Origin of the sequence: Streptomyces sp. WM6372, assembly GCF_001279655.1 — a bacterium.
GTDB lineage: Bacteria > Actinomycetota > Actinomycetes > Streptomycetales > Streptomycetaceae > Streptomyces.
The window spans coordinates 1-13781 of sequence record NZ_LGDB01000017.1 but is presented as its reverse complement, the minus strand read 5'-3'; the positions used below and the strand labels follow the sequence as shown (position 1 = coordinate 13781).

Genomic DNA, 13781 nt, shown 5'->3' with positions numbered 1-13781 from the left:
GGGGGGGGCGCCGGGGCCCTCCCCCGGGTGGGGGGGGGTGTGGTCGGTGCCGCGGCGCGCTGGGCGGGTGGGGGAGTGGACGTGTCGGTGCGGGGAGTGCGGTGTTGCGGGGTGGGGGTCGGTGCCGTGCGGGCGGGAACGCCCGTGAGGGGGGCGCCGAGCGGGGAGCGCCGCTGTGGGGCGGCCGGCAGGGGAGCGGAGGGGCGCGGGGCGTCGGGCGTACGGCCGGTTGCCGGAGCCGGAGCCGGAGCCGTGACGTGGGCGGGGCCGGGCGCGGGAGCCGGGTGCGCCGGGGACGGGAGGGGTGCACCCAGCCCCGCCCGGGGAGGCGTGACGGGGCGCGCCACCGGCTCCGCGGGCGTGGAGCCGGTGGCGGCACGCGGGCGGCGATCCGGTCCGGGGTCCCGGACGACGAGGTCGTGCTGCGACCCCGTACGCCCGGGGGCCGACGGGGGTACGGCAGCGGAGGCCGTTGCGGGCGTGGACGCGGACGGGCGGGTCGTGGAGCGTTGCACCACCGGGGACGTCGCGGTAACCGGACGGGCGGTCGGAGGACCGGCGGCGGGCGACGGGGTGGCCGGGTCGGCGTGCGGCTGTTCCGGGAGCGCCGCCAGGGGCGGGACGGGGGAGCCCGTGGGCCGGTCGGCGGGCGGAGACGGGGGAACCGGTCCGGCGGGTGATGCCCCCGCCGGGGTGGCCGGGGTCGGGGTCACGGTGCGCCGGCCGGGCGGAGTGCCGGGAACGTGCGTCGGCTTGGGAGCGCCGGACCGGGGCGTGGTGCGCGGAGCCGGTCGGGGCGTCGCCGAGGCGTCCGTCGCCGGCGCGGTCGCGGGGCGGGCCTGCGGGGGAGCTGCGTGCGTCGCCGGTGCGTCGGGACCGGCTGCCGGGACACCGCTCTCGGTGGGCGTGGGGGGCCGGACGGCCCGCTGGACGGTGGGCCTGCCGGCCGTGGCGTCGGGCACGGTGGAGGAGTGACGATCGTCAGCCGCTCCGGGCGCGGGCACCGGTCGCTGAACGACCGCACCGGTCCCGGGCGTCGGTACCGGGGAGGCCGGTGCCGACTCCCGCGCGGGGGCGGGGGCGCCCGGGCTCGTGGCGGTTCCCCGGGGCGCCGGCATCGGTGCACCGCCGGGCGTGTCCGTACGCGGCGCCTGCGCGGCCGGCGGAGTGCCCTGCCGGGGTGCCGTACGCCGCTCGCTGGTCGCCGCCTCGGGTACCGACGGCCCCCGCGTGCCCGGGGCGCCGGGCAGGCCTGACCCGCCCGGCACGTGGGCGCGCGGCGCGAAACCCTCAGGGCGGCGGACAACCTGACGCTGCACCGGTGCGCCAAGTCCGGTACGCCCGGCGGCCGGACCCGCGTGCCCGGACGGCGGACGGGGCGGGGCGCCCCGTACCGGACCGGCCTGCACCGGGCCGCCCTGCCCCGGACGCTCCTGCGGGGGAGGCGGGACCAATGGCCCGCCCGTGGGAGGGGCCGGAACGACGGAGTCGCCCGGGGAAGCCGGGTCCGGCCGCGACCCGGCGCGGGGAGCCGCAGCCCGCGGCGCAGGGGCCACGGCGCTCGGGGCGTCGGCGGACGCGCCGGGGCCGGCCCGGTCGACATCGGACGGCGAGGACGACGGGCCCGTTGCCATGGCCGACGCCGACGCCGCCGACCCCGCAGGGGCGGTCCGGTGCGTCGCGGGCAGGGTCCGCCGGGCAGCCGTCGGCACGGCGGGTGCCTTGGACAGGAGCTGCCGCGTCCGGGGCGGAGCCGACGGCACGGGCATCACCTGGACACCACGGTTCGCCGGCCGCGCCGGGACCGGCATCGATTCCCGTACCGGCACGGGCGCTTGACTCGGTGTCTGCCCCGTTGTCGCCCGGCCCGGCTCCTGAGCCCGCGTCCGCGACGGGGCCGACCGGTCGGCGCGCGAGTACGGTGCCCGAGGCGCCCGGGCTACGGTCGCCGCAGGCGCGGAGCGCGGGACCGCTCGGAGCGGGGCCACCGGCACCGGCTGCACGGCGGGTGCGCCGGCGGCTCGGCCCGACGGCAGCTCCGGGGCGGGCCGTCCGAGTCCAGGGACCGGCAGGGTGGCCCCGGTCAGCGCACCCGACAGCAGGCCGTTGCCCGCCATGGGGTCAAGGACCGCGGGGGAGGGGGCCCGGGTGAACGACGGGTTCTGCCAGGTCGGCAGTCGCCCGCCGAAGCCGGCGTCCGCGACGCCCGTCGGTTCGTCGCCCGTCGTCCGCCGCAGCGGTGGCAGGCCGGACCAGGCGGCGACGGCCACCGGGCCAGCGGAGGGCACGGGACCCGCGGAAGGCACCGGGCCCGCGGAAGACACCGGGCCCGCGGAAGACACGTGCGCCGCGGGCGTCGCGCTCGCGGGTTCGGTACCGACCGCCGGGGAACCACCGACCGCCGGGGAGCCGCCGGGCGCCGACGTGGGGCCGTCGCTGCGTCGCCCCCGCAGCCGGTCCAGGAATGCCACCTGCTCAGCCCTCCTGCGCGCCGCGCGTCACGAGGGACGCGATCTGCTCGGTGTACCGGCGCCGGTCCTGGTGCTCCAGGTCCAGGATCGCGTCCAGGCCCCAGTGGAAGTGGTAGGCGACGTACGCGATCTCCTCGTGCAGCCGGTCGTTCGCGTACGTCACGATTCCCCCAGGCGGCTCCCGCCGAGTTCCACCTCGAAGGGCTCCGAGCAGTGCGGGCACTGCACGGCCGCGCGGGTGTGGCCCTCCGCGTTGATCTGGCGGTAGAAGTCCTGGAGGAACGCCAGGTCGGACGCGAACATGTTCTCCACGATCCCGTCGTGCACCATCGCCAGCGTGCCCAGCCGGACGATGACCCGGCCGAGGAGCACCACCGAGAGGTACGCCGGGTTCTCCTGCACGCGCACGTCCCGGAGCGGGACCAGCTCGTCGCGGGCCGTGGACAGCCGCATGACACCGTCACGGTGCACGGTGCCCGCGTCGTCGACGTACCCGCGCGGCAGCTCGAAGGGGAACTCGGTGCGCAGCGACTGCCGCGGTACCGGGTCGGCCGGCGGGCCGGCGGGTGCGTGCTCCGGTGCGGCAGCGGGAGCCGCGCCGGGGAGATCGGCCCCGGCCCCCGCGCCCTGGGGCGCCGTGGAGGCCGGAGCCTTGGCAGCCGAACGCCGCATTACTCGATGACCAGTTCTTCGAACACGATGGTGACGCTCTCGGTCAGCGCCGCCGCCTCGCCGGCCTTCACCGTGCTCGTCTCGATCTTGCTGCACCAGGCGTTGCGCAGGTTGTAGCGCTTCACCGGGTTGTCCTGGTAATCCATCATGATGATGGAGGCGTTCTTGCGGGCCGTGCTCATCTGGCCGCGGATCGAGTCGTTGATCCACTGCGTGAACGACCCCGACTGGGTCATGCCGCGCACGACCGTGCACTGGCCGTTCTTCTGCACGCCCGGCATCAGCGACACCTCGGGCCGGCCCTGCGCGCTGTTCTGCTGGAAGGTGATGACGTCCTGCTCGAGGGTGAGACCACTGACCTCGGCGAGGTACTCGACCATCACCCCGTCGATCTGGAGGCCGAAGTTGTGTGACGTGAGGGCGTCACCCGGCTGGAGACTCATGTGTTCGCTGTCCTTCTGAAGGGAGGAGGGGCACGGTCAGGCGACGGGGCGGAGGCGGGCTCCGCGCCCGGTCACTCCTCCAGCTCCCCGTTGCCGCTGGAGAACTGCGCCAGCCGGAAGATCACGAACTCGGCGGGCTTGACCGGCGCGATGCCGATCTCGCAGATGACCCGGCCGAGGTCGACCGACTCGGGCGGGTTCGTCTCCTCGTCGCACTTGACGTAGTACGCCTGCTCGGGGCTCTGCCCGAACAGGGCGCCGCTGCGCCACTCGTTGACCAGGAACGCGGAGACGTTGCGGCGGATGCGCGCCCAGAGGTTGTGGTCGTTCGGCTCGAACACCACCCACTGGGTCCCGATCAGGATCGACTCCTCCAGGTAGTTGAAGTACCGGCGGATGTTCAGGTAGCGCCAGGCCGGGTCGGAGGAGAGGGTGCGGGCACCCCAGACGCGGATGCCGCGGCCGGGGAAGGCCCGGATGCAGTTCACGCCGATCGGGTTGAGCAGGTCCTGCTCGCCGCGCGTGATCTGGAGTTCGAGGTCGACGGCGCCGCGGACGACCTCGTTGGCCGGGGCCTTGTGGACACCGCGCTCGGAGTCGTTGCGGGCCCAGATGCCGGCGATGTGGCCGCTCGGCGGGACCAGGCGCGACTGCCCGGTCGCCGGGTCGAAGGACTTGATCCAGGGGTAGTACAGGGCCGCGTACTTGGAGTCGTAGTTGGCCGTCTCCTGGCGCCAGACCCGGATGTCACGGGCGTTCAGGCCGGGCGGCGGGTCGATGATGGCGACCCGGTCGCCCATCAGCTCGCAGTGCGCGATCAGACCGAGCTGGACCGCCTTGAGGGCCTCCAGGTCGATCGCACCGCGCTGGTAGGCGGCCATCAGGTCGGGCACGGCGACCATGGAGATCTCGTCCACGGCCTCCAGGCCGCCGAAGCCCGTGCGGTCGGCGGAGTCGCCGAGGTACTGCGCGGGGCCGGGGTGGGAGCCCTCGGCGCGGCCGGCCGGTGCGGCCGGCCCGACGGGCGCGGGCACGGGCACGGGCGCCGGCAGCTCCACGGTCTGGTTCTCCGGACGGGCCAGCTGCGCGGACGGCGCGGCCTCGGTCACGGCGATGAGCCTGGAACGCTCCTTGACCTGCGTGACGACGTAGGAACGGCTGCCCTTCTTCGCCGTCACGTCGAAGGTCTCGACCGGCTTGTCGCCGTCCTTGACGATCAGCTTGAAACGCTCGGCGGGCCCTTCGCCCTCGGGGTCGGCGACCTCGACGGAGAGCGGGCCTCCGCTGCCCTGCGCGGTGGCGGCCACGGCGAAGGTGCCCAGCGGGCGGGGCTCGGCGGCGGGCAGCGCGGGCGGGGAGGCGGCACCGGTGACGGCGGCGGGCGCGGACGCCTGCCCCTGCCCGGCGGCGTCCTCGGCGGAGCCGCCGACGCGCACGACGTACGCCGCGGAACCGCCGTTGTTGAAGAACCCGTAGACGGAGTGCGCGAGGTAGTAGCCGTCGGTGAAGTCGCCGAAGGCCGCGACGTACTGGGTCCAGTTGGTCACCAGCGTGGGTTCGTTCAGCGGGCCTGACGGAGCCAGACCCACGAAGGCGGCCACCGACGTGCCGACTCCCTCGATCGGGCGCGAACCGCTGGCCACCTCCTCGACGTAGACGCCGGGCGACAGATAGGACGGCATGCTCTGCTCTCCTCGGGTACGAGACAGGACACCCCCACCATGGCGCGCGCGTCCCGCCCGCCGAAACGTCCCGCGGTACCCGGGCGGGGGCACCGTCGTTGCCCCCGCCGCTGCCTGGAGGGGCAGCGCCGGGGCAACCAGGTCTGCCCTTGCGGCTCCTGCCCGGCGACGGGCGCCCGGTTAGCGTGCCGGGGGTGAGCCTATGGACTTCTCTGGAACCCGCCTCCGTCACCGTCGACCCCGGCAGCAGCACGCGCGTGCGTCTGCGCGTGCGCAACACCGGTGACGTGGTGGACGAATACCGTTTCGAGCCCGTCGGCGACGTGGCGCCCTGGACGGCGGTGGAACCGGCGACCTTGAGGTTGTACCCGGGCACCACCGGGACGGTCGAGCTGACGTTCGCGCCGCCCAGGACCCCCGACGCCACGGCCGGGCCCAACCCGTACGCGGTGCGGATCACCCCGACCGAGCATCCCGAGGCCGTGACGGTTCCGGAGGGGAACCTGACGATCACCCCGTTCACCGAGGTGCGCGCCGAACTCGTGCCGCCGACCGTCAAGGGCCGCTTCCGCGGACGCCCGAAGCTGGCGGTCGACAACCTCGGCAACACCAAGGTGACGGCGTCGGTCACGGGCAGCGACAACGGTGACCACCTCACGTACGAGATCCGCCCCGGGAACGTCCAGATCGAGCCGGGGCGTGCGGCGTTCGTCGGCACGACCCTGCGGCCCCGGCAGACCATCTGGTTCGGCTCGAAGGAGGAGCGGCCCTACACCCTCGCGGTGCGCCGCTCCGGCAGTGAGCCGCTGGAGGTCGAGGGGACGTACGTCCAGCGCGGCTTCCTCCCCCGCTGGCTGGCCACGTCCTTCGGGCTCTTCCTGGCCGTGGCCATCGCCTCCGTGATGATCTGGATCGCCTACAAGCCGCAGGTCCGCAGCGAGGCCACCGAGGCCACCGAGCAGGCGGGCGCCGTTCTGCCGACCACTCCGGCGCTCTCCCCTCCACCGCCCCCGCCGCCGTCGCCCAGCGCCCAACCCGAACCGTCGAAGTCCGAGAAGCCCAAGGACGACGGCGGCGGGGGAGGGCAGCCCCAGAAGCCCGCGGGACCGCCGCCCGTGGTGCCCGCCGAGAAGGTCCTGCTGCGCAACGCATCCACCCGCAAGTGCGCCGAACTGCCGGGCCGTGACAAGGGTCAGATCAACATGCCCGTCCAGCAGAGCGACTGCGACGGCACCGACGGGGACAACCAGCTCTGGAACCTGGAGGTGAAGTACCCGAAGCTCGGTCCCGGCGGCAAGCCGCTCTTCCAGATCCGCAACGTCAAGGACCAGTTCTGCATGGACCTCGGCGAGTACGGCGCCCGGCCCGTGGGCACCGGCATCGGCGAGTTCCACTGCGACGGCACCACCGCCGACAACCAGCTGTGGTGGATCGACAAGCAGGACAGCGGCGACTACTGGATCCGCAACTACGCCAGCAACAACAAGTGCCTGAACGTGAACGGCGGGGCCAGCGTGGGGGACCGGCTGAACATCTCCGAATGCAGCAACACCGGCAACCAGGAGTGGAAGATCGTCCACCCCAAGACCGAATGATGCCCGGCGGCGGCGGCGGCCGGGCCGGTGACCGGCCCGGTCACCGGCCCGGCCACGGGGCTGGTCACCGGGCCGGCCGCCGGATCACCAGCCGCCCTCGCCCGGCACCAGCCGCCCCGCCTTGCGGTACTCCCGTCGGGCACCCTCCAGGAGGTCCTCCGCCGTCACCTCGCCGCCGCGCCCGGCGGCGAGGTAGGCGGCGGTGACCACCGCGCTGCGGATGGAACCGCCGGCCAGCTCGAAGTCCCGGGCCAGCGGGGCCGCGTCGATGCCGTCGGCGCAGGGCACGTGCGCCAGCCCGTGCCGCCACAGCGCCAGGCGCTGCCCGGCGTCCGGGAACGGGAAGTCGACCACCAGGTCCAGCCGCCGGGTGAACGCCTCGTCGATGTTCGCGCGCAGGTTGGTGGTGAGCAGCGCGATGCCGTCGAACGACTCCAGCCGCTGGAGCAGATAGGAGCTCTCCATGTTGGCGTAGCGGTCGTGCGCGCCCTTGACCTCGGAGCGCTTGCCGAAGACCGCGTCGGCCTCGTCGAAGAGCAGCACGGCGTCGGTGCGGTCCGCCTCCGTGAAGATCCGCTCCAGGTTCTTCTCGGTCTCGCCGACGTACTTGTCCACGACCGACGACAGCTGGACCACGTACAGATCGAGACCGAGGTCGGCCGCGACGACCTCCGCCGACAGCGTCTTGCCGGTGCCGGACTCCCCGGCGAACAGGCCGAGGACGCCCCGGCCGCGCCCGCCGCCCGCGCTGAGCCGCCAGTCGCCGAGCACCCGGTTGCGGTGGCGGGCCCGCAGGGCCAGTTCGCGCAGCTGCCCGAGGGGCCCTGCGGGCAGGACCAGGTCTCCCCAGTCCACGGCCGGCCGGATGCGCCGGGTATGGCTCTCCAGGCCCGAGGCCGACTGGCGGCGCGCGGCGCGCCGTACGTGGGCGGTGGTGACCGGACCGCCGTCGAAGGCGGCCAGCGCGCGGGCGGCCTGCGCGGCCCGCCGCACGCGGTCCCCGCCGAGGCGGTACGGGGCGACCGTCGCGGCGAGGTCGAAGCCGTCGGCGTCCGCGCCCAGCGCGGCCCGCCAGGCGGCCGTCCCGCCGCCCCGGCGGCCCGGCGCGTCCAGGACCAGGGGGTCCTCGGGGCACCAGTGCGGGTCGTACGGGCGGGGATCGGCCAGCAGCACGGTCACGTCCGGCGCCGCGGCGAGCGCCCGCACCAGCGGGCCGGGCCGCTCCGGCAGGGCCGGTACGACGACGGCCCGGCCGCTGAGGCGGGCCTCGCGCAGCAGCTCGCCGACGTGTTCACCGGGTGGGGCGCAGCACAGCCCGTCCAGGCCGGCGGCGCGCAGGGCGGCGGCGTACGCGGCCAGGCCGTCGCCCTCGCGCTGTTCCCGCAGGTAGACGGTGGCGGGGCCGTTCTCCAGGAGGGCCGCGAGCCGGTGGGTGAAGTGCTCGGCGGCGGTGTCGGAGGGCAGGGGTTCCGGGATCGGGCGCAGCAGGTCGAGCAGCGCGGCGTCCGGTGTGTCGTCGCCGAGGAGGTGCCCGATCAGCCGGTCGGGCACGCGCAACGAACGTGTCAGGAAGGGACGTTCGGGCTCCTCCACCTCCAGCAGACCGAGGGTCGCCAAGGGCGCGCAGGCGTGCAGGCGGGCCCGGGCCGCGGCGGACTGCGGGGGGACCCCGCACAGGTCGAAGGCGAGGCCGACGGTGGCCCGGCGCCTGCTGACGTCGTCGTTGAGGTAGCCGTAGAGCGGTTCGAAGGTCCGGTCGACGTCGGGAGCGAGGGCGACGAGCACGACGGCGACGTCGAGTGCGGTCAGGCACGCCCGCTCGGCCAGCCGGGCGAGCCGGTCGCCGGGGCCGGGCGCTTGCTCCTCACCGGCGGCCTGACCGGCGGTGGTGCCGGGTGTGGTCCCGTCGCCCGTCACCGCCGACCGCCAGGTGCCCAGGAGGTGGCGTACCGCCTCCTCGGACAGGTAGAGGCCGCGCAGGGGGTCGTCGGCCGTGGGATCGCCGGCGGTCCGCCGTTCGACGAGCGCGGACACCCGCCCGCGCAGCCCGTCGAGACGGGTGAGCAGCGCGCGGGCGGGGTCGTCGACGGCGTCGGGCGGTGCCCCGGCGCCGGCCGCCTCCGGACCGGGAGCGGGACCGGGCTCGGGCTCGGTCCCGGGACCCGGACCCGGACCCGGGACCGGATCCGAGACGGCGTACGGGGCGCTCACCGCGCGTCCGAGCGGCCCGGGGCCTCCTGGCGGGAGGCCTCGTCCTTGCGGGCGGCGCGCGCCGCCCGTGCGGCCGCCACCTGGTGGGGGCGGTGCGAACGGCCCTCGGACGCCGCCGGGTCACCGTCCAGTCCGCCCACCCGCAGCGTCGCGCCCTCGGTGACCGGCGGCCCCGCGTCGTACTCCGGGAAGGCCGGGAAGGGCGCGGTCACCACCAGGTCGAGGGACGGCTTCAGCTCGCCGCCGAGCGCGGACCAGATCTCGGCGAGCGACCGCGACTCCGTGTGGACGCCGGCCACCGTCAGCGGCACGGACAGACCCAGCGTCCGCAGGGAACCCGGTAGTTCGTCCGACGGCAGCACCTCACGGGGCAGCAGCGTCGCGAGCACGGCGGACAGCAGCCGGTGCTCGTCCTGAGGCGTCTTCGTCCAGGCCGTCACCAGGTACGACAGCCGGAACCAGCGCGGCGGCTGACGCCGCCGCACGACCACGTCGCGTTCGTCCCGCACCGCCACGTGGCCGCGCTGCCGCAGGGTCACGTCCTCGCGGATGTCGTAGAGATAGGTGTTGACCACAGGGGCGTTGCGCCGGGCAGCCCAGTCACGGGTCGGTGCCTCGAAGGACACCTCGATGCCCGAACCCGCCAACGCCCCGCCGCCGAGGAGGCCCTTGAGTATCTCGTCCACCTCGTGGATCACGCCTGCGCTCCCGCTCTGCCCGCACGGCCGTTTCCGCCCGGCCGTCGTCCACCGTCGATCGTCCCCCGGGCGGCCGCCCGGACCGCAGGGGCACCGGGGACGGCCGGGGGGCAGTCCGCCCTGCCCCCGAGGACACGCACCGCCGCATTCGTTTGCCCGAACGGTCAGATGTAGCCTTCCCGAAGGGCAAAAGCCACGGCGTGCGCCCGATTTCGCAGATGAAGCCGTGTGGTGAGCCCATGCATGACGTTCTTGACGGTCCGTTCGGAGTAGGACAGCTTGCCCGCGATCTCACCGGTGTCGAGGCCCTCGGAGACCAGGCGCAGGACGTCCACTTCACGGGGCGTGAGCCCGAGGGGCGAGCCGGTCCGGCCCGCTGCGCCCCGGTGCAGCGCGCCCACCTGGTGGATGAGCCGGCCGAGCAGATCCGCGGGCAGATCGCCGTCCCCGCGGGACGCGGCCAGCACCGCCTGTACCAGCCGCTCGGCGGTGGCCTCTTGGCGCCAGACGATCGCGCCGACACCGCACTCCACCACGTCCAGCAACTCGTTCTCCCGCATCGCGCCCACCACGAGCACGGCGCGGGCTCCCTCACTGCGCACGATCCTGCGCAGCCGGGTCAGAGCCGCCTCGTCGAGCGCGTCCTCCACGAGCAGGGCCACCCTGCCGGGGCCGGACTCCTCGCACAACTCGATCTCCGGTCGTCTGCGCAACTGGCTGACCGCGCCCTCACGGCTGATCGGGTCCCCGGCGGACACCGTCACACGGACGCGCCGGTCCACGGAGCCGGCGGTCCGGCCCGTGGTGTTCCGGTCCGTGTCGAGAGCGGACGTGGTCATGGTCCGGAATGAGTTGAGCAACCGTTTCCCCTGTTCAGCGGCCCGCCGCGGAGCGCCGGCCGGTGGCGGATGAGCACCCTCAACCCTTCGTCGGGCGGCGCGGGGACCGCAATCGTGGAGCACCACGAGCCGCACCACGAGACCGCGGCGCAGACCACCACGAGACCGGCCGTCATCGGGCGCGTCACCGCAGGTCACAGCAGGTCCCGACAGAAACGGGACAAGTCCGCGGGGTCGGAGTGAGGTACGCCACTTCGCACCACCCCGTCACGATTTCCGTCGTCTCACCGGCGGGAAATCACACCCTTCACCACAGGAGGCACCGATGACCGGACCGCTCCGCGAACGCGACGGCGCCCTGGCGCTCCTCGCGGCCGAGACGGAGCGGGCCCGCTCCGGTTCCGGGGGCCTGGTGCTGCTCCAGGGAGCCACCGGCACCGGCCGCACGTCCGTACTGGAGGCCGCGGTCCGGGACGCCGCGGACCGGGGCCTGCGCGTGCTGCGGGCGCGGTGCTCGCCGGAGGACACCCGGGTACCCTTCGCCACGGTGCTGCAACTGCTGGGACCCGTACTGGACTTCACCGATCTCACACCCGACGGCGACGACCGGGGGAGCGCCGCCCGGCTGTGGCGGCTGCTGCGCTCCTACGCGGCCGAGGGCCCGCTCCTGGTGGCGGTCGACGACGTCCACCTGGCCGACGAGCCGTCACGCCGCTGGCTGCGGGAGGCGGTGCGCCGCATCGACCGATTACCGGTGCTGCTCGTGGCGGGCGAACGCAGCCAGTACGACGTCGACCCCCGGCCCGCCGGACTCGCCCAGTCCCTGTCCCCGTCCCTCGTCCGCACCCTCACGATCGACCCGCTCGGCGACACGGCAGCCGCCGAGCTCGTCCGCGCCGCCTTCCCGGCGGCCGGACCCCACTGGACGGCGCAGTGCGTACGGGCGGGCGCGGGAAGCCCGATGCTGCTCCACGCCCTGCTCGACGACCTCGGCGGCCGGCCGGCGGCCGGCTCCGCACGGGACACGGTCCCGCCGCTGCCCGACACCTGCGCCGCGCTGTACCCCGGGAGCTATCCGGTGGCCGTCTCGTGGTGGCTGGACAGTGCGGGTGCGGCGACGGCCGAGGTGGCCCGCTGCCTGGCGGCGCTGGAGGAGGCGTGGCCGCAGGAGACGGAGGAACGGCGGACCGGAGGCGGCGCGGGCGGTCCGGCGGGCACGGACGTGGCCGGGGTGCTGGCGGAGGCGGCCGGTGCGGACCCCGCGCGCGTCGCGGGCTGGCTCACCGCGATGACCCGCATCGGATTCCTGCGCCCGGACCCGGACGGATTGCCGCGCCTCGCCCACCGGCTGCTGCGGGACGCCGTGCTGACCGGCTGGCCGACCGCGCGACGGGAGGCGGTGCACCGGGTGGCGGCGCGGACGCTGCTGCGGCGCGGCGAACGCGACGAGGCGGTCGCCGCCCATCTGCTGCGCGCGCCGGGCGTCGGCGTGCCCTGGGCACTGCGCGTGCTGCGGGACGCGGCGACGGCGGCGGTGCACGACGCCCGCCCCGGCGACGCCGCCGGCTATCTGCGCCGCGCTCTGGACGAACCGCTCTCCGGCGACCGGCGCCAGCAGCTGCTGACCGAGCTGGGCTCGCTGGAGTACGCCTCGGCCGACGGCGCGGCGGCCATCGCACGGCTGGCGGAGGCACAGCACCTGCCGGCCGCGCCCCGCGACCGGGTGCGCGCGGCCGTCGCCCTCGGCACGGCCCTGGTCGGCCGTGGCGAGGTCACCACGGCGCTGGAGGTACTGCGGCGCACGGAGGGCAGCCTGGACGGACATCCCGGACTCACCCGCACCGTGCAGACCGCCACCGCGCTGCTGTCCGACGCCGACCTCGCGACCCGTCAGGAGACCTACCGCAGGCTTTCCGAGAGCGGCGAGCGCGCGCCGGAGCTCGTCGGCACTGCCAGCCGGGCCCTGCTGGTGCGGTACGAGGCGACGGCCGGGCTGATATCGGCCGGCGAGGCCATGAACCGCGTACGGGCCCTGCTCGCACAGCCCTCCGATCCGTTGGCCGAACCGTTCCTGCTGGGGACGGCGGCGGCGGTCGCCGAATGGGCCGGAGAACTCGACGAGGCCGAGCGGCTCGTGGACCGCGGTCTGGCCGGCCAGCACCCCGCCCTGCTCCACCCCATGGAGCACGCGCTGCTCAACACCCGCGCCGACATCGCCGCGGCCCGCGGCGACGTCGCCCGACTGATCGCCGTGCGCGACGATGGCGCGGCCGTCGCCGCGCGCGCCCACAGCGGACCCTCCAACCGGGACGCCCACGTGCTGATGGCCCTCGTACACACGGGGCGCTCCGAGGAGGCCGCACGGCTCGCCGAGGCCTTCGATCTGAGCCGGGCCCCGGAATCGTGGGAGCTGAACCGCTTCCTCTACGCGCGGGGAGTGCAGCGCCTCGCCGCCGGTGACCCGGCGGGCGCGCTCCACGACTTCCTGGAGTGCGGCCGCCGCCAGACCGCCCGCGAGGTGCTCAGCCCGGTCGTCACCCCTTGGCGGACGGCGGTCGCCCTGTGCCGCGTTGCGCTCGGCGGCGGCCAGGAGGCCCTGGCCCTGGCCACCGAGGAGCTGCGGCTGGCCCGGGTGTGGAACACCCCGCGCACGGTGGGACGCGCGCTGCGCGTCCTCGGCACCGCGACCGGCGGCCGCCGCGGACTGCACCTTGCCGAGGAGGCGGTCGAGACCCTCCGGGACGCGCCCTCCGACGCCGGCATGGAGCTGGTCGAAGCCCTCCTCGCCCAGGGCCGCCAGCTCTTCGCGGCCGGCGAACGCGGGCGCGCCCGTGACCGGCTGCGCGAGGCGGCGGATCTGGCCGAACGCACGGGCGGCCTGCGGCTGCTCACCCTGGCCGAACGAGCCCTCCGCGAGGGCGGCGCCCGGGTTCCGGCCGCGGCGCGGACCGGCTCGGGGGCCCTGACCGGCAGCGAGCGCCGCATCGCGGAACTGGCCGCGGCGGGGCGGACGAACACCGAGATAGCCGACCTGCTGCACCTGGCCCGACGCACCGTGGAGACCCATCTGACGAGCACCTACCGGAAACTGGGCATTCGCAGCAGGTCGGAACTGCCCCTCACGCTGGCCCCCACCCTGGCCCCCACCCTGCCCCCCAGAACCGGCTCCT

Annotated in this window: 9 protein-coding genes; 2 read left to right on the top strand and 7 right to left on the bottom strand. The window is 75.2% G+C overall.

The window, feature by feature from the left end; all coding sequences use genetic code 11:
- Nucleotides 1-2475: 2475 nt before the first annotated feature.
- From ADK52_RS42830 to ADK52_RS03590, 4 genes are all read right to left on the bottom strand, one after another.
- Entirely contained in the window at nt 2476-2634 is a 159-nt protein-coding gene (locus ADK52_RS42830) for a DUF6760 family protein (protein WP_182508456.1), read from the bottom strand.
- The gene (locus tag ADK52_RS03600; RefSeq protein WP_053688318.1) at nt 2631-3143 is read right to left on the bottom strand and encodes a hypothetical protein; all 513 of its coding nucleotides are present in this window, start codon (nt 3141-3143) and stop codon (nt 2631-2633) included. The genes ADK52_RS42830 and ADK52_RS03600 overlap by 4 nt, the downstream gene beginning before the upstream one ends.
- Nucleotides 3143-3586, bottom strand: a complete 444-nt coding sequence (locus ADK52_RS03595) for a phage tail protein (protein ID WP_053688317.1) — start codon at nt 3584-3586, stop codon at nt 3143-3145. The genes ADK52_RS03600 and ADK52_RS03595 overlap by 1 nt, the downstream gene beginning before the upstream one ends.
- A gap of 71 nt (nt 3587-3657) precedes the next feature.
- A complete protein-coding gene (locus ADK52_RS03590; RefSeq protein ID WP_053688316.1) occupies nt 3658-5268 on the bottom strand; it encodes a phage tail sheath subtilisin-like domain-containing protein in 1611 nt (536 codons plus the stop codon).
- Between the two features lie 194 nt (nt 5269-5462).
- Here ADK52_RS03590 and ADK52_RS03585 point away from each other — a divergent pair, with 194 nt between their 5' ends.
- Nucleotides 5463-6863 (top strand): RICIN domain-containing protein, encoded by a 1401-nt coding sequence (locus tag ADK52_RS03585; protein ID WP_078987915.1) that lies wholly within the window; start codon nt 5463-5465, stop codon nt 6861-6863.
- A gap of 84 nt (nt 6864-6947) precedes the next feature.
- Here ADK52_RS03585 and ADK52_RS03580 read toward each other — a convergent pair whose 3' ends face one another.
- From ADK52_RS03580 to ADK52_RS03570, 3 genes are all read right to left on the bottom strand, one after another.
- Nucleotides 6948-8930: an ATP-binding protein gene (locus ADK52_RS03580; protein ID WP_053688320.1), complete on the bottom strand. Its 1983-nt coding sequence runs from the start codon at nt 8928-8930 to the stop codon at nt 6948-6950.
- Nucleotides 8931-9070: 140 nt separating this feature from the next.
- Nucleotides 9071-9772, bottom strand: a complete 702-nt coding sequence (locus tag ADK52_RS03575) for a DUF4255 domain-containing protein (protein WP_053688314.1) — start codon at nt 9770-9772, stop codon at nt 9071-9073.
- A 164-nt stretch (nt 9773-9936) separates the two neighbouring features.
- The gene (locus tag ADK52_RS03570) at nt 9937-10611 is read right to left on the bottom strand and encodes a helix-turn-helix transcriptional regulator (RefSeq protein WP_053688313.1); all 675 of its coding nucleotides are present in this window, start codon (nt 10609-10611) and stop codon (nt 9937-9939) included.
- A 325-nt stretch (nt 10612-10936) separates the two neighbouring features.
- Between ADK52_RS03570 and ADK52_RS03565 the strand changes: the two genes are divergently transcribed.
- Nucleotides 10937-13781, top strand: a 2845-nt coding sequence (locus ADK52_RS03565; protein WP_063783765.1) for an ATP-binding protein, incomplete at its 3' end; no start/stop codon positions are given.

What these genes read in the sequence shown, in the direction of transcription:
- ADK52_RS03600 (WP_053688318.1), bottom strand. Translation starts at nt 3,143, where the DNA reads ATGCGGCGTTCGGCTGCCAAGGCTCCGGCCTCCACGGCGCCCCAGGGC.
- ADK52_RS03595 (WP_053688317.1), bottom strand. Translation starts at nt 3,586, where the DNA reads ATGAGTCTCCAGCCGGGTGACGCCCTCACGTCACACAACTTCGGCCTC.
- ADK52_RS03590 (WP_053688316.1), bottom strand. Translation starts at nt 5,268, where the DNA reads ATGCCGTCCTATCTGTCGCCCGGCGTCTACGTCGAGGAGGTGGCCAGC.
- ADK52_RS03570 (WP_053688313.1), bottom strand. Translation starts at nt 10,611, where the DNA reads ATGACCACGTCCGCTCTCGACACGGACCGGAACACCACGGGCCGGACC.